A 23,770-nucleotide genomic window follows, 5' to 3' on the forward strand; every position below is an offset into this window, starting at 1 on the left:
AAGGATGCAAAGATGAACTTCGCCAGCAAACAGACGGCGACCCAATCAACGCCGCCGACGTGCCTGCCATGGCCGCGTGAGATCGTCGATAAAACAGGATGGGTCGCTTTCGCCGAAAGTCTTGCGAGGGGCGAGCGCGAGCTTCTGAGCCTCTGGGCCGAGAGTTCAAGCGTTCACATGGCGGTGCTCGAAGAGCGGGAGCCGCGTCTGCGCATCATCACGCTGGAGTGCCGTGAAGGAATGTTCCCGTCCATCGGGCGACTGCACCCGCCGGCGATAAGGCTCGAACGCGCGATCCGCGATCTTTTTGGCCTGAAGCCGGAGGGCGCGCCGGACGAGCGCGCCTGGCTCGATCATGGCCGCTGGGGACTGCGTCATCCCTGCGGCGCGCCTGAAATGATCGAGACCACCAGCGACCGCTACCACTTCCTTCCCGCCGAAGGCGAACCGCTGCACCAGATCCCCGTCGGGCCCGTGCATGCCGGCATTATCGAACCGGGCCATTTCCGCTTCTCGGCGAATGGCGAGACCGTCGTGCGGCTCGAGGAGCGGCTGGGCTTTGTGCACAAGGGCGTCGATCAACTGATGGCCGGCGCGTCGATCGAACGTGCGGCGCGTCTTGCGGCGCGCGTGTCCGGCGACAGCACGGTCGCCTACAGCCTCGCCTTCGCGCAGGCGGTGGAGGCGGCGTTCGACGTGAACGTTCCGCCACGTGCGACATATCTGCGCGCCCTGATGGCTGAACTCGAACGCCTCGCCAATCATTTCGGCGACGTCGGCGCCGTCTGCAACGACGCGGCCTTCGCATTGATGTATGCGCAATGCGGCATTGTGCGCGAACGGATCCTGCGGGAAGCCACGAACTGCTTCGGACACCGGCTGATGATGGATCGCATCGCCCCCGGCGGCGTGCTCGTTGATCTGGAGCCAGAGAAGATCCGCGCGCTTTATGTGCTGGTCGAGTGGATCGAGCTCATGACCCCGCGGCTCATGGCGCTGTTTGGCGACACGACCTCGCTGCAGGATCGGACCGTCGGGACAGGATACGTCAGCGAAGCGCTCGCCAAGCAATATGCCTGCGGCGGCTATGTGGGGCGCGCCTCCGGACGTGACTTCGATGCGCGAAAGGCGATCGGATACGCTCCCTACCCGCAGTTGGCGTTCGAGGTCGGCGGTTCAAAGGACGGCGACGTCGACGCCCGCGTCTGGGTCCGTTTCGACGAAATCAGAGCCTCACTGCGAATCGTCAGACAGATTCTCGACGAAGCGCCCCAGGGCTCGATCATCGCCGCCTGGACTCTTCCAGACGATTGGATGCGCGAAGGCGTCGCGCTGGTTGAGGGATTTCGCGGCGACATTTTCGTCTGGCTGCGCATCCGCGCTGACGGCGTGGTGCAGCGCTGCCATCTGCGCGATCCCTCGTGGTTCCAGTGGCCGCTGCTCGAAGCGGCGATCAAGGACAACATCGTCGCCGACTTTCCGCTCTGCAACAAATCCTTCAACTGCTCCTACTCGGGGCACGATCTCTAGGCGGCGCGATGCAGAAATTCATGCTTCAGGGTTTGCTCCGCCGCGCGCTGACCGAACGTGCGCCCGTTCCGGATGCGTCTGCGATCGCCGAACTTGGCTACACGCTGGGGCGCACGGCGCGCCAGAAACTCGGGCGAAGCCTCTCGATCCGCGAAGTCGACGCCGGCTCCTGCAACGGCTGCGAACTCGAAATTCACGCCCTCAACAACGCCTACTACGATCTTGAAAGGTTCGGCATGCGCTTCGTGGCGTCGCCGCGTCACGCCGACGTCCTGCTCGTCACCGGTCCGGTCACGAAGAACATGCGCGAAGCGCTCGAACGAACCTATGCGGCCACCCCTGATCCGAAATGGGTGATCGCCGTCGGCGACTGCGCCTTTGACGGCGGCGTCTATTGCGACAGCTACGCATGCGTGGGAGGCGTCGCCAGGGTCCTTCCCGTTGATCTGCACATTCGCGGCTGTCCGCCCGATCCGACGACGCTGCTCAAAGGGTTGATCGCCTTCGTTGAAAATATGCAATGATATGGTTCACTAACTCTTGTGAAAAGCGGCGCCGCACGTCTCGACATGCCGAAGCCGCCGTTGCGTAATCGGCGAGCAACATTTGCACGCCGACAGATAGATTCCAGAAAAACCTCATCGCAAAAACGCAGCTAGAACGAAGCGTCCCTTGAGCGCTTTGCCGTGACTTGCGCGTTCGTCGCCGCAGTGGTCCGGCCCCCGCGCAGGGCCTGGCGTCGTTCACTGCGAACGAGATGCGAGCGAGGCTGCTGATGGAGTTCTACCGCTGCAAGTTTGGCGTCGCTGCAAGCGGAATCGTCGCCGTTCTTTCGTCAACCGCCGCGCATGCGGCGTCGAGCGAGGCCATCGAAGCAAGGCTGCGCACGCTGGAAGCGGAGATCGCGAAACTGCGGCGAGAGGCGCGGCAGGCCAAGGCAGACTCGCAGCGGGCTGCTGACGCCGCTCAGAGAAGCTCCGCGAAGGCCGAGGCGGCGCAAACCGCGACGCCACTCATGCCGCCGGTCTTCGTCGCGTTCAAGAACGGGCTGTTCGTCGAAAGCGCAGACAAGGCATATAATTTCAAGATCGGCGGCCGCATGCAGTTCGACGGCGGCGGTGCCACGCAACCTCTGAACGGCTGGTCAAACCAGGCCGGCGTTCGCCAGGTGCGGCTGGAGGTCGAAGGCAAGGCGGCGAAATACTGGTTTTACAAACTCCAGTATGATTTCGCCGGCTCGCAATACGGCACGCCCTTTAATGCGCCCGTGCAAGGCGGCATCCGTGATTTCTATCTCGGCCTGCAACATCCCCTGCTCGCGCTGCCCTTCACGAAGGAGCCGGCGTTCATTCATATCGGCAGCTATTTCGAACCCTTCAGTCTCGAGTTCACGGCCTCTTCGCGGTTCCGCGACTTCATCGAACGCGCCATGGCGGTCGAGGCCATCGCGCCGAGCCGTCACCTCGGCGCGGCGGTCGGCGCCTATGGGGACAATTGGACCGCGAAGGGCGGAATTTTCACGACGAGCTTCGAAGATCTGAACACCAACCCCGCCGTCGGCGCGCCGCCGCTGATCGGCATTCCGCCGCGCGCCGGCTGGTTCCCAACGGGCGGCGGTCAGTACTTCGAACTGACCGGCCGCGCGACTTATGCGCCGATCATGACCGAGCACGATCTCCTGCACATCGGCGTTTCCGGCCGCTATCACCAGCCCAACAGCGCCACGGGACTGTCGGACGATCGCGTCCTGCGGCTCGGCAACCGTATTCGCTCTGAAGCCTATATCCTCAATCAAGGGCTGCTTGGCACGCCGGATCTCTCCTGTGGAAGCCTCGCTCTGCCAGGATGGACGGCGGCGGCCGCCGCGCACTGCGTCAACAACGTGCAGTCCTTTGGCGTGGAGCTGACCGCGGCGCATGGACCGTTCTCGCTGCAAGCTGAATATCTGGCGCAGCAGGTCAACCGCGACCCGACCAAGATCATGCTCGCGCGCCTGGCAGGCGCCTTCGCGCCCGGCGGCGCCTCGCATTATTTCAGCGGCTTCTATGCCTACGCGCAATGGTATCTGACCGGCGAGGAGCGCGCGGCCGCATATGACGTGACCAACAAACTGGGCGCGAATTTCAACCAGATCACGATCAAGCATCCGATGAGCGCAGGCGGCTTTGGCGCCGTTGGGATCGCGGCGCGCTACAGCGCGCTCAATCTCAACAGCGGGCCTTTTTCCGGCTCGGGCCTATACAACATGCTTTCCTATACGACGCTCATCGCGCCTAATCCTTTTGCGACCTCCTACATCGCCAACGCTGGCGTCGTCGGCGGCCGCCAGCAAAACGTCACCTTGGGAATCAACTGGTATCCCGAAAATGGATTCCACTTTCAGTTCAACTGGGTTCATGTGCTGCAGGCTTCTGCGCCGCTCAACGACTATGCGCTCTTCGCCACCGGCGTTCCTCTGCGGCAGGGCCCCTATTTCAACGGCGCGCATCCTGATCTCTTCGAGGCGCGCGCGCAGGTGTATTGGTGATACGCAAATTTCATCGCGGAGCGCCTCAGTATGCGTTCCAGGACGTCGTCAGATCGTCGAATGAAACCGAAGCTTCCTATGAGGGCAATTGAACTTCAAACGTCGCCAAAATTCTTACCGCGGTCTGCGCGCTGTCGCCGGCGCCTCTTCGCCGCCGCCGGAGATCGCGATGATCCGGCCCTTGCTCAACCCGCTTTGCGTCTAAACGCCGACAGCGTCGAAAAGGGCGCCGGCTTCGATGGGATCGAAGTCCGCAATGCGCGCCCGCGCCAGGGGATCTTGCCCTGAGATCCATTGTTCGAGCGCGTTCGGCGATGAGAGCGCGCAATTGAGAGCGCCGCTGACCTCATAAAGTCCCCAGGCCAGCCCGGAACGCCGGAGCGCCGCCATCATGGCGTTCTGCACGACGCTGCGGACAAAGAGATGCGCGGCCGACACCGGCGTTTCGACGGCCTCGCCCCCCGCGGCGGCGACGCATGAGGCCTTGTCAAACGCCGCGTGGCCGCGGCAAGCGAGCGGACGCACTTTATAGGCGAGGCATAATTCGCCTTCGATAAGCGGACAGGCGTATTGGATCGACATTCGCTGGGCTTCGGACAGCCCGCCAATGGCCTGATCGGCGTCGGCGATGCGCTTGAGGAGCATTACGCCACGTTCAGCGAAGGCGGCGGCGTTAACCGAGACGAAGCGCGCGAGCAGAAAAATCTCCGGAGCCGTAGCGGCGACGCGGAGGCGGCAGCAGGCGGCGCATTCTCCATGGCAGGCGAGCGCCGGTTCGCCCTCCGACTGAATTGCGACATTTTGCGCAAAGCCGTCGAAGGCTTGCGCGCAGAGCAGCGCGACCAGTTCCGGACGCGCACGGCGCGAGCCGATCGTTTCGCTGAAGGCGTTAGAGGCGGCTCTGAAGAAGTCAGAAGGGCTCGTGTCTTGGTTCACTGTCCTGTTCCGCCATACGCCGGTAAACGCCAATGGCGAAGCGCCCCGCTAGGGCGCATTCGCTGGGCCGCCATGACTTGCGCGCCACCAAGCCGCCAAGGCTGCGATGTCGGGCGCGACATATTCCGCCAACCCGCCCGCAAAGCAAACCCAATCCTGCGCGACAGGCGGCGATACGGCCGTTATGACGGGGATGTCGGCGAGGATCGCGGCTTTGAAGGCGTCGCACAGGCCGCTTCGCGAGGCTTCCAGCTTGCCAAATTTGCTCAGCACGACCACATCGGCGCCGCGTTCGATCGCTTCTTCCACGAGTCCGCATGCCAACGCCAGTCCGCCGGGATCGAGATTGCACGCCTCGGACCCGGCGCCGAGCTTCTGCGAAATCGGAATCGTTTCACCCGAGGCGATATCCTTCACGCTGAGGCTCTTGCAGGCGCCCCTCGCGCCGCAGACCGACTCTTCGATAACGCCGGCGACCCGGAAGCCTTGGGACTGGAGCTCTCGCGCAAAAGCCGCAAGCGCGCCCTGGAGCTCGCGACTCGTCGCGCCGTAAAGCGCGGCGATGCGTTTTGCTGGCCGATCCATCGACGCCTCCGGTCTCGCTAGTGGAGTATCGAGAGCTCCCGTCGCAACACGCGCGTTCGCGACGGCGTTTTTTCCATCGCCGCGACGACGGCTTCGGCGATCCTGCGCCCGCGCTCGTCACTGCCTGTCCAACGCGCCGAGCGGCCTCTGGGATCGATTTCGACGAGTTTCACGCCGGCCGGCGCGTGGACGCCGTCCCGCACGACGCCTCTCAGATAGCCGTCCAACGGCGCGCACACGGCGACGCGTTCTTGATAGCCGAGCACAAAGCCGCGAAAGACCAGGGCGCCGACGTCGAGCGGAGTCCGCCACACGCCATCGCATGTCGAATAGACGAAACGCTCCCTCCCGACGCCGCCCAGCATCCGCGGGACGCCGTCGCCGGGCCGCGTTTCGCCATGTTCCACGAGCGCGCCCGTGCTGGCCGGATGCGTTTCGATCGCGACGTCGCAGTTCTCATTGATCGCGAATCTCGGGCCGACGCCGATGGTCAGCCGAGCGAGGCCGCGCAGATCCGGCGTGGTCCGGTTCTTCTGCATGCGGGCGTCGACGACGACCGCCGGCGATTTCAGCGTGATTATATCCGTCAGCTGCCGGTGCGTGACAACGACTTTCCCGGGCTCGGCGAGCGCCTCGACGATCTCCATCGCCGTCTCCCCACGTTGCGCGACGATTCCGTCCACCTCGGCGCGATCGTCATAGAGCGCGTCATGGAAGGCCATGCCGCGTCGGATGACAGGCGGGAAAGGGTCATGGCTCATCACGACCCGGAAGCGCTCCCAGCACAGCCGGACGGCGATGGCTGAGGCGATCTCGTTCGTTCCGAGCACAATCGCGAAATGATCGGCTCTGCTCGCTAGGAAACCTCGCCCGGCCTCTGCGGTCATGAGAAAACTCCTTTGGGAGTCTCCGAGCAAAGACCGGGCCAGCGCTATAATATCATTATATATAGCGTCAGGCGATGAGCCGAACGTTCGCCGTCCGACATTTGTAGCAAAGCATACAGTTTGCGCCGAGAATCGCCCTCAGATCCAGCCCGACGAATGAACAATTAAGCCACAGCAACTCACTCGAACTGGGCGCTCGCCATGCCCACGGAGCGCTCGTCGAGGGCGGCCGTCTTGAACAGCGCATAAACCTTGGAGCCAGCCTCCAGGCCAAGAGCTTCGAAAGCGCCTCTCGTAACTGTCGCGAGTAGCTGGCCATCGCCCTTCAGCGCAATGGCGATCGTTGCGATCGGGCCGTCGAATTGTATGTTCGCGACCTCGCCCGACAGAAAGCTGCGGGCGCTGATCTCATGCGGCGGAACGAGCGACAAGATCACGTCGGTCGCTTTGACGATCACATGCGCCGCGCTTCCACGCGCGCCCGCCCCGCCCGCGACCCAGATTGTGCCGGCGGGATGTTTCAGCTCCGTCAGCCCATGGGCGACCAACGTTTCGCCGACCGTCGCCGTCAGGACGGAGGAACGATCGAAGCGATTCGCGGCAGGCGCATAGGCGAGGCGATTGAAGGCTTCCGCGGGATCGCCAAAGAACTTCACGCGCCCGGATTCGATCATGACGACGCTGGAGGCTAGGCGCACCACCTCTTCGACAGCATGGGAGACATAGACGATCGGGACGTCGAACTCGTCCCTGATGCGCTCGATCAGCGGCAGGATCTCGAGCTTGCGCTGCATGTCGAGCGCCGCCAGCGGTTCATCCAGGAGGAGCAGCTTCGGGCAGGACAGCAACGCGCGTCCGATCGCCACCCGCTGCTTTTCGCCGCCCGACAGACGCGCCGGCGGACGCGAAATCAGTTGCGTAATCCCCAGAGTGTCGACAACGGCGTCGAAATCGATCCGCCGCTCGCCGCGCGGCGCGAACCAGCGCCCGTAGAGCAAATTCTGCTTTACGCTCAGGTGAGGAAAAAGGTTGGAATCCTGGAAGACGAGACCGATGCGGCGCCGCCATACGGGAACGAAGACGCGTTTTTCAACATTGACGAGCGTACGGCCGTCCAGCCTGACGTAACCCGCGTCCGGCTTCGTCAATCCGGCGATGATGCCGAGCGTCAGCGACTTGCCGGATCCGGACTGGCCGAAGAGCGCCGTTACGCCCCCGCCATTCGCGAAGGCGACGTCGAGCGAGAACGTCCCGACCTTTAGCCTTACATCGACCTCGATCATTCGGCGTTCCCGAGACGCTTCTCGGCTCGCCATTGAATGATCTCGGACGCCACGAGCGCCAAAAGCGCGATGACGACCGCGACGACCGTCAACCGCATTGCGCTCGCATCGCCGCCCGGAATCTGTGTGTAGGTGTAAATCGCGGCCGAAATCGTCTGCGTCTCACCAGGAATGTTCGACACAAAGGTGATGGTCGCCCCGAATTCTCCCAACGCCTTCGCAAAAGCGAGAATGGCTCCAACGATAATGCCGGGGACCGCGAGCGGCAGGTTCACCAGGAAGAAGGTCCATATCCTGTTCGCGCCCAGCGTCTCGGACGCCGACTCCAGGCGACGATCGATCGACTCGAAGGATAACCGCATCGCGCGCACCATCAAGGGAAACCCCATGACGGCGCAGGCGACGGCGGCGCCCGTCCAGCGAAACGAGAAGACGATGCCGAGCTCTGCGAGGGACGGACCGAATACCCCCTTGCGTCCGAGCAGCATGAGCAGCACGAAGCCTGTGACGACCGGCGGCAGCACCAGCGGCAAGTGAACGACGCCATTGATAAGAGTCTTGCCGGGGAATTGGCGACGCGCGAGCGCATAGGCCGTGATTATCCCGAAGGGAAGGCTGGCGAGAGTCGCCACGCTGGCGATCCGCAAGGACAGCCGTATCGCGGTCCATTCCGCGGGCGAGAGTTCAAAAAAAGCGAGGGAAGGGAAGTCTTGCAATGCGATCCTTTGGCGACTTCGGATTCTTACGGACTGAGGCGCATCGCCTGTCGTACGCCTTCAGCCTGGTTCGCGGTCGGCAAGTGAGCGACGATAGGCGCAAGGCGCGCGACGCTCACTAGCGGGCGACAGACTTAAGGATGTCGCTATATATTGACGGAACAGAGAGGGCTTGGCTACTCCCTGATTGATCGAATCCGTGGGATCAATGCCAATTTAAAAATATTGACGAGAGCCTGAAGCAAAAGAAAAGCAGGTCGCCAGGGCTCCCCTGGCGACTCGGGCGAGTCAGCTCACGGCGATCATGACGTCAGAAGACTTGATGACGGCCTTCACCTTTACGCCTGCCTTCAGGCCGAGCTCATCCACTGATTCATTGGTGATGGAGGCGGTGAGCGTCGCGCCGCTGACGTCGATCAGCACATGGGCGGTGGTGACGCCCTTCTTGACTTCCTTGACGACGCCATCGATCACATTTCGAGCTGAGATCTTCATTGCTATCTCCCACATTAAACTCAAGAAGCTTTATTCAGCGGACATTGGTCCCGCAAATCTATTGAGACGTCGTCCGCTGATATGAGGTAGTGTGAAGCGCATATCTCTTGCAATATGCGAAAACACAGTATTTCTTTCGTTTCGGGCGCCCCGGAACGTCTCTCCACGCCCACCACTTCGACGTGAAGCGCTACCGGCGTAAAGAAGGCACGATATTGCATAATCTCGCCAGTAAGCTGCTGCGCGCACCACCGAGAAAACCCGACTGCGAGCCGCTATCTGGTCAGGAAGGGCCGCCCCGTCGAACTCACTTCACTTCGGCGAGGCTGATGAGATCGAAGTGACGGTTGACGCCGGCATGGATCAGATTGCCATTGAAGCGCGTCGAGCTCGTCGCGCCATAGGCATAGAAACCGTTCGGCTGGACAAAGAACGTCGACGCCTGAGCGGTTCCGAGATTGTAGCGTAGGTAGTCGACCTTCACGCTCCAATTCGGCGTAAACATCCACTCGGCGCCGCCGCCCGCCGTCCAGCCGATGAGACTGTCCTGATAGACCGGATTGACCAGGGTCTGGTTGGTTCCGCCGATGCGGCGGGTGAACAGCGCGGCGTTGGCGGTGACGCCGCCATAGGCCATGCCGCCCGTGCCATAAACGGCGAGCGTCGGCGTGACGAGATAGCCCAACCGGCCGCGGATCGTGCCGAGATAGTTGAGCGTCGCCGTGCGTTGCGCATAGGTGGCGAAGCTATTGCCGCCGCCCTGGGCGAGAGAGGCTTGCCATTTCGTGTCGGTATTGCCTGAAATGCCGTGAAGATCCGCTTCCGCCCCGACGAGGAAGCTGTCGGCGAACTTCCAATTGGCGCCGATCTGCAGGCCGCCGATGAAGCCGGCGAGATGGTTCGTCTGGTTGATCGGCGTCGCGCTCGCGGCGATCGCCGGACTTGCGGCCGCCGGGCCGAAGGGCCATGGCTGCACGATCGAGCGCGGATTCGACCAGGACCCGCCCCCGTTCAGCCCGACGTAAACATCCGACCAGCTCGGCGGCGGCGCAGGCGGGGAAGGCGGCGCGTTCGGGGCGAAGAGCGCGAGAAAATCCGATCCCGGCGGCTTGGTGATCGGGTTGCCGTCGCCAAAGGCGTTGGCCGAGACTTCGAGATAGAAGAAGTCGGTCGGGCGCGCCGTCAGACCATTCGTCGTCGTCGTCTGTCCCGGAAAGGATTGCGGGAAGTAAGGCTGCCATGCGACCGGCGACGCGAAGCTGGAGGTGAATGAGCCCGGCCAGAACCTTGAATAGCTTGCCGTCAGATTGATGAACGCATTCAGCTTGTAGCGAATGCGCAGATCATATTCGGTGCCGATGAATGTGCCTCTGTTGCCGAGCGGCGCGAAGAGATTGGCGCGGTCCCAGGCGGCGGCGGCGCTCGCTAGCCAATAGGCGCTGAAGGCGGTGTCGACCTGGAGATTCTTGAAGGGCGAGAATTCGAGTCGCGCCTTCGCCGCCTTTATGTTGTTCCATGCAATGTAGTCATTGCGGGAGAACGGCTGATTGAAGCCGTAGAAAATGTCCAAGGTCTGATTGACGCTGTCGAACGGGCTCTTGTTGCCGGTTCCGTAGATATAATCGGCGCTAATGCGCGGCTTCCAGGAAAGGTCCGAGATGGTGTAGCCGAGTTCGACCGAATAGGCGATGGCGTCATGCTGGACCGTCGTCTGTATGGCGTTTTGAACGGCGCCGAATCCGCGAAATTCGCCGGTCTCGCCCATCTGCTTATTGACGTCGGCGTCGTAGTCAAAGTCGCCGAGCACGCCGTAGACGCGCAAGCCCGGCGCATAGGTGCTTCTGTGAAGCTTTAACGCATTCGAAGTGTTGAGGAGATCCGCATATTGCTTGCGGCCGAGGAAATAAGGCTGGATCGTCGCATATTCCGACCACCGGCGGATGCTCAACACCGTGCCATATATCCAGTTTCCCCATTCGGGCCTGTCGAACTCATAGGCATAGCGCACGACCGGCCGCATCAGGAAGCTGTCGACATCCCAGTCGTTGTCCTTCTTGCCGATCTTGACGCGGAAGCCCTCGAACGTGTTCGTCGTATTGCGGAACTCGTTTTCCGCAATCAGTCTTCTATCGAGCAACTCCAAATGAAAGCGTCCGGCGCGTAGCGTCAGCGGCCGGTCATTGCCGAGATCGTCCTTGCCGAACGCGTCCTTGAAGAAGAGTTCGCCATAGGCGGAGATCAGTTCGGTCTGATTGATCTCCTGTCCCTGCAATTGATAGAGGCTGTTGTAGGCGCGCGAATCCTGAAATTCGACGACGAAACGAAACGGATCGAGGATGTTCTGGACGCCGAGATAGGCGCGCGTTCGCGATAGCCATAGCGAGTTCGGGAAATACCGCCGCTGAGATACCGGGGGATTGACGGTGTCGTCGGTCCAGGGCCGATAGTCGTTCTTGCGGTATTCGAAGCGCACGCGCGATTCGAGGCCCACGTTAAGCCAGTCGACGCCTTCGAACTCCTTGTAGGTCTTGCCGAGATTGCGGACATAGGGCGGGATATCGGGCTGCGGCTCCAGACGGTAGCCGCGCGTCGGCACGTAATAGCTCTTCTTTTGCGGCGGCGGGGGAAGCGCCGCCGGCCCCACGACCTTTGAGTCGATCTTCGGCTTCACCGACGCCTTTCGCGACGCATCCGCATTCTCTGCGCCGCCTGGCAGGCCTGACTTCGCCGAGATCGCGCCGGACGGCTCTTTGTCTTCGGCGAGCGCTAGATCCGGCGAACCAAGGAATGCGCCGAGACATGCGCTGAGCATGGCGGCCGTCAGCGCTTTGTTGTCGTGGCCTGTCGACATCCCCTTCTCTCCGCAGAGCGTTCAACGATCGGCGCTTGTCCCGAACGGTTAGGGACCGCTCGGCGAGCGCAATGTAGCATCAATACATATCGTTCCAGCGAACTTAAACGTCACAATTTGAGCAGATGTCCCGACTGAAGTTTTTTTAGCTGAACTGTTGCAAAATAGCCGCAGTAAAACGCATTCTCAATTCTCTCGCGTTGACGACAAGCCTTCGCCCCGCAGGCTCACCGCCTCCGGGGCTGACTAGTCTTATTGCGCCGACCCGCGGGCGTTCAACGACGCCCCTTGGCTTTTGTCAGTGTAGCGCCAGAAATCCCTGCTCCACGAAGACCGCCTTTGCGTCGGAACTTTTGAGGAAATTAAGAAACTTCGCCGGCGCGTCGCCTTTGGCGGTCGCGGTAAGCGCGACGGGATAGACGATCGCCGGATGCGAAGACGCAGGAAAGGTCGCCACGACTTTGACTTTGGGCTCGGATTTGGCGTCGGTGAGATAGACAATCCCAAGCGGCGCTTCCTCGCGCGCGACAAACATCAGCGCGGAACGAACATTATCGGTGAAAGCGAAATGAGGCTCGGCGACGCTCCAGAGACCGAGCTTCTCGAGCGCCGCCTTTGCGTATTTGCCGACGGGAACCGAGGCGACGTCGCCGGTCACGATTTTGCCTGAGCCGATCGCCGCGGCGAAGGCCTCTTTGGTGAGGGCGACTTTCTCCAGCTTCGATGTCCGCGGCGCGATCAGCACGAGCGTGTTGCCGAGGAGATTGAAGCGCGTCTTCGGCTGGATAAGGTTTTTTTCGGCGAGATAATCCATCGAGGCGGCGTCCGCGGAAAAGAATATTTCCGCAGCCGCTCCCGATTCGATCTGCTTGGCGAGCGCGAGCGACCCCGCATAGCTGATCGTCGCGTCGCCGCCAGTCTTGCTCTTATAGGCGGCGACAACCGCATCAAGAGCGTTTTTGAGGCTCGCCGCGGCAAAAATCGTAACGGAGGGCGGCGGAGCCGAACCCTTCGGGGACGTCGATGCGGCCGGAGCCTCGGCGCGGACCTGAGTGGCGCACAAGACAATCGAGAGCGCTAAAACGCAGCTTCGAAGATTAACCATGAGCGCTCCTTCTGGGCAGAACGCAGCCGGACGGCGACGATCTTTTTAGTGTATTTTTTTCGAAAAGCTGAGTCTTGCGGAAATTTCGTGCAAGTTCGACATTAAAAGCGGCACGCCCAGATGAGGCAATAATCACCAATAATCGGGGTGCGGGGAGCTTCTCGCGCCATTCCGGATCATGTTTTTTTAGGTTATTTGTACGCGTGTTCAGGACAGAGTGGATGACGGATTTTCTCACGACCCGCGAATTGGCGGCCCTGCTGAGGGTGAAGCAGCGAAAGGTCTATGACCTGGTCTCGGAAGAAGCGCTGCCTTTCCGACGCGTGACGGGAAAGCTCCTCTTTCCGAAGAAGGAGATAGAGGATTGGATCGCGGCCAGCGGTCCGGATAGGGACCCGTCATCCCAACGAGCGGCGGCGACAGATTATCCGCTGGTGATGGCCGGCGGACATGACCCTCTGCTCGAGTGGGCGCTGCGAGAGTCGCGCTCGGGGATCGCCGCCTTGCTGGACGGCGCCCTCGACGGGTTGGCGCGCATGCAGGAAAACGCCTGTATCGCGGCCGGCCTGCACATCCCCACGACAAAGTTGGAAGAGTGGAATATTCCGGCCGTCAGGAAATCCTTCGACAAGCAGCCCGTCGTGCTGATTGCGTGGGCGAAACGCACGCGCGGATTGATGTACTCGTCGAAGTTGAAGCGTCCGATCAAGAGCCTCGCGGCGGCCGGCGAACTGCGATTTCAGTCTCGCCAGCCGGAGGCTGGCAGCGAACTGGTGCTGGCGGCGCTGTTGTCCAAGGAGGGACTGCGTAAATCCGATCTGAACTGCGTCGATGCGATCGAGCGTTCGGAAACCGATCTCGCCATGGCGATCGCGGCTGGACGGGCGGACGTAGGACTGGGGATCGAGGCGGCGGCTCGCCAATTTCAACTCGAGTTCACGCCGTTGGTCGTTGAACGCTTTGATTTGCTCGTTTGGCGCAAGGCGTTCTTCGATCCGCCATTCCAGAGACTGGTTCGATTCTGTGCGAGCGCGCAATTCCAAGAGCGCGCCAAAGCCTTCGGCGGCTATGATTGCGCCGAACTCGGCGTCGTTCATTTCAATGGCGAGGGATGAGATCCCAAGGAAACTTCTCAAAGGAATGATGATGCGTCGGCGTTCGGCGCTCGCCGGAGAGGATTTATGGACGGGGGCGCAAAACTAAGCTAGGAGCGAAAGTTAGCCTCTACGTTCAAGCCAAGACGAAGGCTGCGCTCAGCCGCATTGCGCAGCGCTCCAGACGGCGCAGAGACTCCTCGGCGGACCATGGGCTGTGCAGAAACCCATGGCGTGTGTGGAAATTGTCCATGAGATGGACAAGCGTCTGCGGCTGCGGCTATTGCCCGATCCAGACAATTTCGCGCAGACCGAGGTGGCGCTTCGCCAGCTTCCCGGCGTCGCGGACGTGCGCGCCAATCGCGCCTGCTCATCGTTGACGTTGCGTTATGATGGACGGCCGGAGGTCCGAGCGTCCATTCTCGCGACCGCCGGTCGCGCAACGTCGACAGCGACGGACTCGTGGCGACCTCCGCCGCCCGTCGGCCCCAGACGCGTGATGCTTGCAGCCGGCGCGATCGCCGCCGCTCTCGTCCTCCCCGCGCCGCTCGCCACGGCGATCACCTGGCTGAACGTCGCGGGCATTCTCGCGCGCGGCGTTCTCGCGGCCTCGCAGGCCAAGCTGAAGACCGACGTTCTCGACGCGCTCGCCCTTGGTCTGCCGGCTGTGCGCGGGGAATTTGCGACCGCCAATGTGACGCGTTTTCTGCTCGCCTTGGCCGAATATATCGAGGCGTCCACCGTCCAGCAGTCCGATGAACTGCTGCGTTCGCTCCTTCGACAGGCGCCTGGCGACGTCTGGGTGGAGCGTTCTGACGGCGAACTCGCGCGCACGCCATTCGCGCAGCTTAAAGGGGGCGAGCGCGTCGCGGTCGGCGCGGGCGAGACCATTCCGATCGACGGCCAGGTCGTCGCCGGCGCCGCCTATGTCGATCATTCGATGGTGACGGGCGAAAGTCTTCCAATGCCGCGCGTCGTCGGAGACGACGCGCTTGCCGGCGGCGTTCTGACCGTCGGTCGACTCGTGATCCAGGCGGAGCGCGTGGGCGCGGCCACCACGACGGGACGCATCACGCGCTATATCCAGGAAGCGCTCGACCGTCCGGCCGACATCCAGACGGTCTCCAGCGTCTTCGCCGATCGGCGAGTCGGCATCACGCTGGCCACGGCCGCGGGCGTGTTCGCGCTCACGCGCGACTGGCGCCGGATCGAATCCGTCTTCATGGTCGACTATTCCTGCGCCGTAAAGCTCGGCACGCCCATCGCCATAAAATCAGCGATGTATCGCGCCGCGCAGGAAGGCTGTCTGGTCAAGAGCGGCGCGGCGGTCGAAACCCTCGCCGGGGTCGATACGATCGTCTTCGACAAGACAGGCACGCTGACGCACAACACGCTCGAGGTCACGGACATCTGTCCGCTGGACCCCGCCATCGACGAAGAGCGGGCGGCGGCGATGGTCGCCTCGCTCGGCGAACATACGACGCACCCCATCGCGCGCGCCATCGTGCGCCTCGCGCAGGAGCGGCGCCTAGCTCACATTCCGCACGAGGAAGTGAATTTCATCGTCGGCCATGGCGTCGAGGCGCAGGTCGACGGACGCTGCATTCGGTTCGGCAGCCGGCATTATCTCGAAGACGACGAGCACATTTCATTCGCCGACTCACGCAAGATGGTGAGAGCGTTGCAAGAGCAAGGCAAGTCCCTGCTCTACGTCGCGGCGGACGAGCGCCCGCTGGCGGTCTTCGCCTTGCGCGACCGATTGCGCCCGGAAAGCGCTGGCACGCTCGCACGATTACGCGAGCTGGGCGTCAAACGCCTGGTCATGATCACGGGCGATTATCGCGCTCCTGCGCTGGCTTTCGCGCAGACGCTCGGAATCGATGCGGTGCATTACGAGCAGCATCCGGAGGACAAGGCGACCATCATCGCAGCGCTCAAACAGGAGGGGCGCCGCGTCGCCTATATCGGCGACGGCGTGAACGACGGTCCAGCCTTGATGGCGGCGGATGTGGGCATCTCCATGCCGCGCGCGGCGGATATCGCCCGAGCCACGGCGGACATCGTTTTGCTGGAAGACAGACTCGATTCCGTCGCGACGATGCTTGGCGTCGCTCAGCAGGCGATGCGCCTCATCCATTCGAATTTTCAGATCGCGGTGGGGGTGAATTCAGCGATTCTGGCCGCAGCGGCGTTGGGGCGCCTTTCTCCGATCGCCGCAGCTACGCTGCATAACGGGACGACAATTGGCGTCTTGTTGCGCGCGTTGCTTAGCGCACGCGCCAACAATCCGCTCGCGCAAAAATAACCTGCGCGATTGAGATGCGCTCGCACGAGGCTCCGCACGACGCGCCGTGAACTTGCGCCGTCAGCGCTTCTTGCGCGGCGCCGGCGATTTGTCGGCAGGCATCCGGGCGGCGAGCGCGCGTTCCTGCTCGGTCGGCGGAAATCCGCCCGCTTCCGCATCGGTTCCCAAGGGCGCCGCTGCAGGATCGGAGGCCGCGACCTTGTCGCCCGCCTCGCCCCTGTCGATCCGGATGCGAAGCTGATCGGTTGTCGGCGTCTTCTTCTTCGTCTCGTTCATCTCGGCGCCGCGTAAGGTCAAACAAGCCGGCGAACTCCCGCCAGGCGGGTCATTCAATCGCCCGACGGGAATGAGCGGCGACAGCCGGCGGGGATCGGTCATCAATCAGCGTCGCCTGCCGCGCCTGCGCTAACGCCCCGTTCCCGAGCCCGTTGCGGATCCCGCCGAACCGCGTGTCCCTTGTTGGCCGGCGCCCCCCATGTTGTGCTGGGAGCCGGTAGCGCCGGGCTGCGAGCCCGTTCCAATGCTCCCCGTCCCCATGCCGCCCGTCCCCATGCCGCCCGTCCCCATGCCGCCCGTCCCCATGCCGCCCGTTCCAGCGCCGCCGGACCCCATGCCGCCTGAGCCTGTTCCCGTCCCCGCGCCACCCGTTCCGGAGCCGCCAGCGGCGCCGCCTGCCGATCCGCCGCCAGCTCCGCCGCCTTGCGCGCTCGCGATCGAAACGCCCGCGGCAAGCGCCAGCGAGATGACGACCAATTTCACGAAACCCTTCATTGCGTCCTCCAAGTCCAAACCATCGGACCGGAGAGAGGTAGAAGGGCGAATAGCGCGGGCAAACGCAGCATCAGGAAAATCGCGGTAGGACCGCCAGGGTTCGGAAGTCCGCGTCGAGGCCACGCTCAAGGGCGAAGCCGTAGGCGTTCATCCGGAGAGCTTCGGCTCATCTGACCTCGCGACGCGCCGCGCGGCTTGGAGCATGGCTCAATCGATCTGAGCTATCGCCTCTTCGGGAACCCTTGTGAGGCAGGCGATCGAGCGCAGCCCGGAGGGGAACGCAGAGGCCAGCCACATGATGGCGTTCTGGCCGGCCGAATGTCTGAAGAACAGGCTGTTCAGCGGCTTCGCGACGCGCATCTGCCTTTTGACAATGCCGCTGAAGCGTCGATGAAACTCATGCGACGTCGCGCCCTCCAGAAACATGTTGGCCGCCAACCGCGCGCTGCAGCTCGCCATGCCCATGCCGTCGCCGGTGAAAGAAGGGATCACCGCGATCTGATCGCCGAGCCGCCAAAGATCCGTCGCATCGCTTGGGGACGAGTTGTGGACGAAGCCATAGGGAATGCGGCTGATCGCGAGCGGGCGATCGAATAATGGTTCCGCGCCCTGCAGGTAGTCGGCGACATAGTCCGACTCCCTGCAGAGTTGCTTGAGCAGACCATCCCAGCTTCGCCCTGCGTCATTGAATCGCCTTTCGCTGATCGTCGGACAGAAGTTGACGTGATCGTCCTCGACGAGCATCACGCCGAGATAGCATTCCTTCAGAAGGATGAGTTCGACCACCGACCGCAGATGCTCGGTTTTTCTCCTGTCGAAACGGAAGTGCATTTTCAAGGCGAGATAATCGCTTTGACGCCCTGTCGCCACACGCTTCGCGCCGCGCAAATCGTGCTTGCCGGTCGCGAGAAAAATCGTTCGAGCCGCCGCATGGTCTTCACCGCCGAAGGAGACGACGAAGCCGCCGTCATCCGATCGCTCTATGCTCCGGGCCGTCTTGCCGCGAATGACGTTGGCGCCGGAAGCCGCCACGCGCTCGAGCAAAGCTTCGTCCAGAGTCTTTCTCGATAAAGCCAGGGCCGGGAACGGCAGCGGCTCGTCGACGCTGTGCGCGCCGCGAACCAAGCGCACACGCGTGATCGGCCTCGCGCCGAAGTCGACCGGATCCACCCCGAGCGCGCGCAAATTCGCGCTGACCTCCCGACTCAGGAACTCGCCACAAATCTTATGGCTCGCCGACGATGAGCGTTCATAGAGATCGACGTCCCGGCCCGCACGAGCCAGGGCAAGAGCGGCCGTTGCTCCCGCGACGCCGCCGCCGATGATCACGTTTGCTTCCGTCATTCGACCCATTCACCTCTCTGGCGAAGCGCTTCCGGGGCGATTGGCTCTTAAGGGGCTCGGCGCAGTCCTTTACCCTTCTCGACGACCGTCGCCGCCGCGTGCAGAGTCACGTCCATTACAGAAAGTCGCCCTGAGGCGCGCTTCCGCCGTTGAGCAAGCGCCGCGCCGCGAAGCAATGCGTGAAGGGCATTGCGGGCGTCTCCTCGAGAACCCATCCGTTCTGATCCGGCCACAGCCTGGACAGATCGCAGTCGTTGAAGCCCGCGCGAACGCTGGCCTTCGCATCCCATTGCGTAACGTCGTTGCAGCCGATCACCCAGACGAGGCTGCTGGCCAAAAGCGAAAAGCGGTCGCGCCGCGGTTCGCACGCCGCGAACAGCGTCGTGCGCGCCGACGCCATTGTGAGCAGCCGGGCGAGGTCCGGGTTTTTGAAATGATGCAGGAAGAGATTGGCGGAGATGATATCGGTCGTCGAAGTATCGTGCGAAAGATAGTCGAAGACGTCGGCGGTGACGCTCTCCGCGCGCCATCCGACCGCTTCAAAGGCTTGGCGAGTTTCGTCCGTGACAATGTCCTGCTGGTCGAGCAGGCGCGCGGTCACGCCCGGCCACTTCGGCGCCAGACGCTTTGCGACGCCGAGCATCAATGTCCCGTCGCCGGAGCCGAGATCAAGCATCGTCTGCGGCGGCCTGTCAAAATGGCGCAGCAGCAGCGTCGCCATAATCTTACTCTGCAACATCCACGCGTTGAGGCGTTGAATGTCGCGACGCGACTGCATTGCCAGGGCGTCGTCGCCCGGAATTGAATCCAAAAGTTCCGGATATACTGCGCGAGCCAGCCCAGCCATATTGCTCCTGCCTTTTATCGCACCACTAAAATCGCGGCGTTCAATTCGAGATTTGCTAATCAAGAAACGACAATCTCCTAAGGCGCGTATATTTGAAGGTCCGCTATTGGCCGCTACGGATTCCCGGACCGAGCAAATTTTGAGCCGCCGGCATGATGCGATGCAACATCCTTCCGACAACGTTCCAGCCCGAGAATGGTTGCATCAGGGCGGGTCTTTTGGCTGGCCTTCTCGCCCGGCCGAGCCTCAGACGGAGCATCGGGCGGTCATCAAGAAGGGCGCGGCAGTTCCTGACCCAGCGCGCCGCGGAGGCTGTCGGCGCGATCGCCGGCGGTTGGCCGCCGATACGGGTTAGCGTAATAAATGGCGGTCGCGCCTGCCGGCCTTTTCCGGCGATTGGCCCGCTTGGCGGAGGCGCGCAGAGCGGAGCGGATATATGCAGCGCGTGACGATAACCATAGACGAAGAGCTGATGAGCGCGCTCGATCAATATATGGAGACGGGAGGGCACCGAAACCGTTCGGAGGCCGTGCGCGATCTTGTCCGCGCCGGGCTTTTAAAAACGCCCGAAGTGGACGAACCCGCGCGCTCCTGCGTGGCCGCGCTCGTCTATGTCTATGATCATGAGACTCGGCAGCTGTCGAAAAGGCTGATGCACGATCATCACTCCCACGCCGACATGTCGATCGCCACGCTGCACGTGCACATGGATGAGGCGACCTGCCTCGAAGTGTCGCTACTCAAGGGCCAGAAGTCGGACGTCGAACATTTCGCGGGCCATGTGATTGGAGAGCGCGGCGTGCGATACGGGCAACTCGTCGTGCTGCCTGCGGGCGTCGAACAGGGCGAAGCGGCGCCCCATGTCCATGGCCTTCCGACGAGTCGTCACGCACATTCCAGCTAGAGACATCGTCTGTTGCAAATCGGCAACGCTTACGGCAAATCGTTTCCAGGCGATTGACCTCGCGCGCCGCGTAAGACAATTTTTAAAAAAAATCACAATGACGCGCACGCTGGTAAGTCCAAATGAATCGCAGAAACGCCGCCTCCGTATCCGCCGTCGCTATCGCCATTTCGCTGATCGGCGCTGAGGCGCAGGCGCAATTCACCTCGCTGCCCACAATCAATGTCGGCGGTCACCGCCCGGCGGCCAGCACCGCGGCGAGGCCCTCGCGCTCGAGCGGCCAGGCGACGCGCGGACCGGTTCGTCCCGCGCCAGTCATCCAGGACCCTACGGTATCGGTGGCCCAGAAGCCGCCGCCGCTCACGGCCTCCAGCGACAAGTTCTTCACCGGCGAAGAGGTGACCGCCTATCCCTATTCGCGGCCAAGCGAATCGCTCGAAATCGTGCCGGGCTTGATCGTTTCCCAGCACTCAGGCGAGGGCAAGGCGAACCAATATTTCCTGCGCGGCTTCAACCTCGATCACGGAACGGATCTCGCGTTCTATCTCGACGGCATGCCGCTCAACATGCGCACGCATGGCCATGGGCAGGGCTACGCCGACACTAATTTCCTGATGCCCGAGTTGTTATCGTCGATCCTGGTGCACAAGGGCCCATACGCAGCCGAGGATGGCGACTTCTCGTCGGCCGGCTCCATCTACATCCAATACATCGACAAGATCGACAAGGGCTATTTCTCTGGCACAGGCGGCAGCTTCGGCTACGGCCGCGGATTCGCGATCCAGCCCTACAACAACATCTACGGCGGCGACGCCTATGGCGCCGTCGAGATGAACGTCTACAACGGTCCCTGGGAGCGAAGCGACCAGATCCGGAAGATCAACAGCGTGTTGCGCTGGACCCGCGGCACGCAGAGCGACGGCCTGTCGCTCACCGCGATGGCTTACGCCAACCGCTGGTATGCGACCGACCAAATTCCCATGCGCGCCGTCAACTCCGGCCTGCTGTCGCTCTGGGGCACGCTCGATCCGACCGACGGCGGCGACACGACGCGTTTCTCGCTCTCCGGCCGCTGGAGCCAGACAGAAGGCAATCACTACTCGCGCGTCGAAGCCTATGCGATCCGCTCCACGCTGGAGCTCTACAACAACTTCACCTACTACCTCGCGCATCCGGATATCGGCGACCAGTTCCGCCAATTCGACCGGCGCACGATCGTGGGCGTCAACGCCCAGCACGGCATCGCCTGGAATTCCTTTGGTCTTCCCGTGCAGACGCGCTTCGGGCTGCAGGGCCGCTATGACGACATTCGCCTAGGCCTGCAGGAAAGCTTCCGCCGCAACATGTACGATGCGATCCGCAACGATTACGTCGGCGAGGGCAGCATCGGCATCTGGACCGATACGACGGTGAGCTGGACGCCGTGGCTGCGCACGGTCGCGGGCGCGCGCGTCGACCTCTATTCGGCGGCCGTCAAATCGATCCAGACTCTGGCGGACGCCCCCAAAGTCCTTAACAGCCAAGGGCTGCCGGTTTTCCTGTGGACGGGTCCGTTTAATGGCGGTCAGAAGGACGCCGCGATCTTCAGTCCGAAGGCGTCGATCATTCTCGGTCCCTGGTATGCGACCGAGATGTTCCTGAATTTCGGCGAAGGATTCCATTCGACCGACGCGCGCGGCACCGTCCAGAATTTCGCGAGCGCGGAAATCGGCGGCATCGACGGGTTCGACCTTGACAGCTTTTCGGTCACGGCGCGCATTCCGCTGCTCGTGAAATCGCGCGGCGCGGAAATCGGCTGGCGCACGAAATTCATCGAGGGGCTCGATTCGAGCCTCAGCCTTTTCTGGCTCAATCTCGATTCCGAAAACCAATATGTCGGCGACGCCGGCACCACCGAATTCGGCCGCCCGAGCCGCCGCTACGGCATCGAATTCGCCAACCACTATCACCCCGTCTCCTGGATCAGCTTCGACGGCAATGTGGCTCTGGTGAACACACGCTTCCGCGGCGTCGATCAGTTCGCCTGGCTCGGCTACGCCGAACTGACGACCCCCGAAACGCTGCCTTACGGCACGTTTCTCGGCAACGCCCCCGGCAACTATCTCTTCAACGCGCCGGCGATCGTCGCGATGGGCGGGCTTGAAATCGGCGAGGCCACGGGCTGGTTCGGCGGCATGAAATACCGCTATTTCGGCACGCGCCCGCTAACGCCCGACGGCTACTTCACCTCACCGGCCACCGGCACCTTCAACGCGCGGCTCGGCTATCGCTGGGCGGACGGCTGGCGCATTCAGATCGACGCCTTCAACATCTTCAATTCGCGCTCCGATCAGATCACCTACGCCTACGGGTCGCTGCTGCCGACGGACCTGCTCTATCAGCAATGCGTCGCCGGCGTCGCTCCCGGCGCGGTTTGCGGGACGGGCGTTATGGATCGCCACTTCAAGCCGGTCGAGCCGCCGGCGGTGCGTTTCACGATCGGCGGCCCGATCAGTTTTGAATCGCTCCCCGACTTTTCCGCGCCCCTGCGCGTCGTGCCGGACTGATGAATTCGGAAAAATGCCCACCACAGCCGCAGCAGCAGAGCAGTTTCATAGATTGAATTTATGAAATTGATATGCAATCATTCTCCCAACCACAGGGAGAATGACATGGCGACTGCGGTCGCGCGGATCATCGATCATCTGCGCGAAGACGGCGGCCTTCAGGGCAAGGATATCGCCAACATCGTCGCCGTCTCGCCGGCGACGGTCTCGCGCTGGTCGAGCGGCAAGGCGACGCCGGACTTGCGCACGCAGACGGTGATCGCAGAATTGCGCTATGTGGTTGACCGGCTCGCCGACTTCTATTCGCCGGAGGAGACCCGGCTGTGGCTGCATGCGAGTCATCCCTTGCTCAAGGGCGAACGGGCCATCGATCTCATCAACGCCGGCCGCACCGAGGAGGTGCTCGCCGCCATCGAGGCGCTGGATTCCGGCGCATATACGTAATTGACCGATCGCCGCGCCCGCGACCTTCAGCTTCTAGATGCGATCGACGCGTTCAAGCGGGAACCCTTTGCGCAGCCTGTTTGGCGCGTGTCGCGAGAAGGTCGAGATCCGACGCTGGGCGCTTCGACGAACAGTCGCTGGTGCAATGGAACTTTCGACGTTCTTTACACATCGCTCGATCGTGACGGGGCGCTGGCGGAAATCCAAGCGCTGTTGAGCTCGCAACCCGTCTTTCCGTCGAGAATCCGCTCCTTTGTCCACCGATTGGCGATCGACGCTAAAGCTGCGCTGCGGCTGGCTGATCTGCCCACTCTGGCCAGTCTCGGCGTCGAGATTGAGAGGTATCGCGAACGCCACTACACGAAGACACAGGCGATCGCAGACGCAGCCTGTTTCCTGGGTTTCGACGGGCTCGTCGCGCCGAGCGCGCGCTGGGACTGCCTCACCGCGGCGCTTTTCACCGACCGCATTGCGCCCGGCGCGATCACGCTTAGCGAAACTGAGGGCGAATGTATCGATTGGGGCGCCTGGAGGCGTATGAACCGAAAGTGATCGCGAACGGCTATCCGAAGTGGATAGCGGGGCAAATACGCGGTCTCC

The 23,770-nt window shown here is 62.4% G+C and carries 21 protein-coding genes; 9 read left to right on the plus strand and 12 right to left on the minus strand.

All coding sequences use genetic code 11. The features are described 5' to 3' along the window. Positions 1-12: 12 nt before the first annotated feature. The 3 genes from AC0X69_RS07375 (at position 13) to AC0X69_RS07385 (ending at position 4,057) form a co-directional block, all read left to right on the plus strand. Positions 13-1,530: a hydrogenase large subunit gene (locus tag AC0X69_RS07375; protein ID WP_482612779.1), complete on the plus strand. Its 1,518-nt coding sequence runs from the start codon at positions 13-15 to the stop codon at positions 1,528-1,530. 8 nt (positions 1,531-1,538) lie between these two features. Further along, complete coding sequence (locus AC0X69_RS07380) at positions 1,539-2,054, plus strand: NADH-quinone oxidoreductase subunit B family protein (protein ID WP_482612781.1); 516 nt, start codon at positions 1,539-1,541, stop codon at positions 2,052-2,054. A 251-nt stretch (positions 2,055-2,305) separates the two neighbouring features. Next, the gene (locus AC0X69_RS07385) at positions 2,306-4,057 is read left to right on the plus strand and encodes a porin (RefSeq protein WP_482612783.1); all 1,752 of its coding nucleotides are present in this window, start codon (positions 2,306-2,308) and stop codon (positions 4,055-4,057) included. 201 nt (positions 4,058-4,258) lie between these two features. Here the strand turns inward: AC0X69_RS07385 and AC0X69_RS07390 are convergent, their stop codons facing one another. The 8 genes from AC0X69_RS07390 to modA form a co-directional block, all read right to left on the minus strand. Next, a complete protein-coding gene (locus tag AC0X69_RS07390; protein WP_482612785.1) occupies positions 4,259-4,993 on the minus strand; it encodes a YkgJ family cysteine cluster protein in 735 nt (244 codons plus the stop codon). Positions 4,994-5,041: 48 nt separating this feature from the next. Beyond that, a complete protein-coding gene (locus tag AC0X69_RS07395; RefSeq protein WP_482612787.1) occupies positions 5,042-5,578 on the minus strand; it encodes a DUF2478 domain-containing protein in 537 nt (178 codons plus the stop codon). 17 nt (positions 5,579-5,595) lie between these two features. Then, a complete protein-coding gene (locus tag AC0X69_RS07400; RefSeq protein WP_482612789.1) occupies positions 5,596-6,465 on the minus strand; it encodes a xanthine dehydrogenase in 870 nt (289 codons plus the stop codon). Positions 6,466-6,644: 179 nt separating this feature from the next. Next, positions 6,645-7,748, minus strand: coding sequence for a molybdenum ABC transporter ATP-binding protein (gene modC, locus AC0X69_RS07405; protein WP_482612791.1), 1,104 nt, complete (start codon positions 7,746-7,748; stop codon positions 6,645-6,647). Continuing rightward, positions 7,745-8,464: a molybdate ABC transporter permease subunit gene (gene modB / locus AC0X69_RS07410; RefSeq protein WP_482612793.1), complete on the minus strand. Its 720-nt coding sequence runs from the start codon at positions 8,462-8,464 to the stop codon at positions 7,745-7,747. The genes modC and modB overlap by 4 nt, the downstream gene beginning before the upstream one ends. 288 nt (positions 8,465-8,752) lie before the next feature. After that, positions 8,753-8,959, minus strand: coding sequence for a TOBE domain-containing protein (locus tag AC0X69_RS07415; RefSeq protein WP_482612795.1), 207 nt, complete (start codon positions 8,957-8,959; stop codon positions 8,753-8,755). 307 nt (positions 8,960-9,266) lie between these two features. Then, a complete protein-coding gene (locus tag AC0X69_RS07420) occupies positions 9,267-11,810 on the minus strand; it encodes an alginate export family protein (protein ID WP_482612797.1) in 2,544 nt (847 codons plus the stop codon). A gap of 298 nt (positions 11,811-12,108) precedes the next feature. Beyond that, the gene (gene modA / locus AC0X69_RS07425) at positions 12,109-12,915 is read right to left on the minus strand and encodes a molybdate ABC transporter substrate-binding protein (protein ID WP_482612799.1); all 807 of its coding nucleotides are present in this window, start codon (positions 12,913-12,915) and stop codon (positions 12,109-12,111) included. 74 nt (positions 12,916-12,989) lie between these two features. Here modA and AC0X69_RS07430 point away from each other — a divergent pair, with 74 nt between their 5' ends. Together AC0X69_RS07430 and AC0X69_RS07435 are read left to right on the plus strand one after the other, a co-directional pair. Continuing rightward, a complete protein-coding gene (locus tag AC0X69_RS07430) occupies positions 12,990-14,030 on the plus strand; it encodes a substrate-binding domain-containing protein (protein WP_482612801.1) in 1,041 nt (346 codons plus the stop codon). Between the two features lie 235 nt (positions 14,031-14,265). Then, positions 14,266-16,314: a heavy metal translocating P-type ATPase gene (locus AC0X69_RS07435; protein WP_482612803.1), complete on the plus strand. Its 2,049-nt coding sequence runs from the start codon at positions 14,266-14,268 to the stop codon at positions 16,312-16,314. A 60-nt stretch (positions 16,315-16,374) separates the two neighbouring features. Here the strand turns inward: AC0X69_RS07435 and AC0X69_RS07440 are convergent, their stop codons facing one another. The 4 genes from AC0X69_RS07440 to AC0X69_RS07455 form a co-directional block, all read right to left on the minus strand. Beyond that, positions 16,375-16,692, minus strand: a complete 318-nt coding sequence (locus AC0X69_RS07440; RefSeq protein WP_482612805.1) for a hypothetical protein — start codon at positions 16,690-16,692, stop codon at positions 16,375-16,377. A gap of 27 nt (positions 16,693-16,719) precedes the next feature. Then, a complete protein-coding gene (locus AC0X69_RS07445; protein WP_482612807.1) occupies positions 16,720-17,085 on the minus strand; it encodes a hypothetical protein in 366 nt (121 codons plus the stop codon). A 207-nt stretch (positions 17,086-17,292) separates the two neighbouring features. Then, a complete protein-coding gene (locus AC0X69_RS07450; RefSeq protein WP_482612809.1) occupies positions 17,293-18,429 on the minus strand; it encodes an NAD(P)/FAD-dependent oxidoreductase in 1,137 nt (378 codons plus the stop codon). Positions 18,430-18,544: 115 nt separating this feature from the next. Beyond that, positions 18,545-19,207, minus strand: coding sequence for a methyltransferase domain-containing protein (locus AC0X69_RS07455; protein ID WP_482612811.1), 663 nt, complete (start codon positions 19,205-19,207; stop codon positions 18,545-18,547). Positions 19,208-19,712: 505 nt separating this feature from the next. On the opposite strand from AC0X69_RS07455, the gene nikR reads away from it, so the two are divergent. From nikR to AC0X69_RS07475, 4 genes are all read left to right on the plus strand, one after another. Next, positions 19,713-20,180 carry a nickel-responsive transcriptional regulator NikR gene (gene nikR / locus AC0X69_RS07460; protein WP_482612813.1) on the plus strand — a complete coding sequence of 156 codons (468 nt, stop codon included), beginning with the start codon at positions 19,713-19,715 and terminating at the stop codon, positions 20,178-20,180. A gap of 122 nt (positions 20,181-20,302) precedes the next feature. Further along, the gene (locus AC0X69_RS07465; RefSeq protein ID WP_482612815.1) at positions 20,303-22,726 is read left to right on the plus strand and encodes a TonB-dependent receptor; all 2,424 of its coding nucleotides are present in this window, start codon (positions 20,303-20,305) and stop codon (positions 22,724-22,726) included. 105 nt (positions 22,727-22,831) lie between these two features. Next, positions 22,832-23,170, plus strand: coding sequence for a hypothetical protein (locus tag AC0X69_RS07470; RefSeq protein ID WP_482612817.1), 339 nt, complete (start codon positions 22,832-22,834; stop codon positions 23,168-23,170). Beyond that, complete coding sequence (locus tag AC0X69_RS07475; protein ID WP_482612819.1) at positions 23,171-23,722, plus strand: RES family NAD+ phosphorylase; 552 nt, start codon at positions 23,171-23,173, stop codon at positions 23,720-23,722. Positions 23,723-23,770: the final 48 nt, after the last annotated feature.

Source organism: Methylocystis sp. Uni0008 (assembly GCF_056838045.1).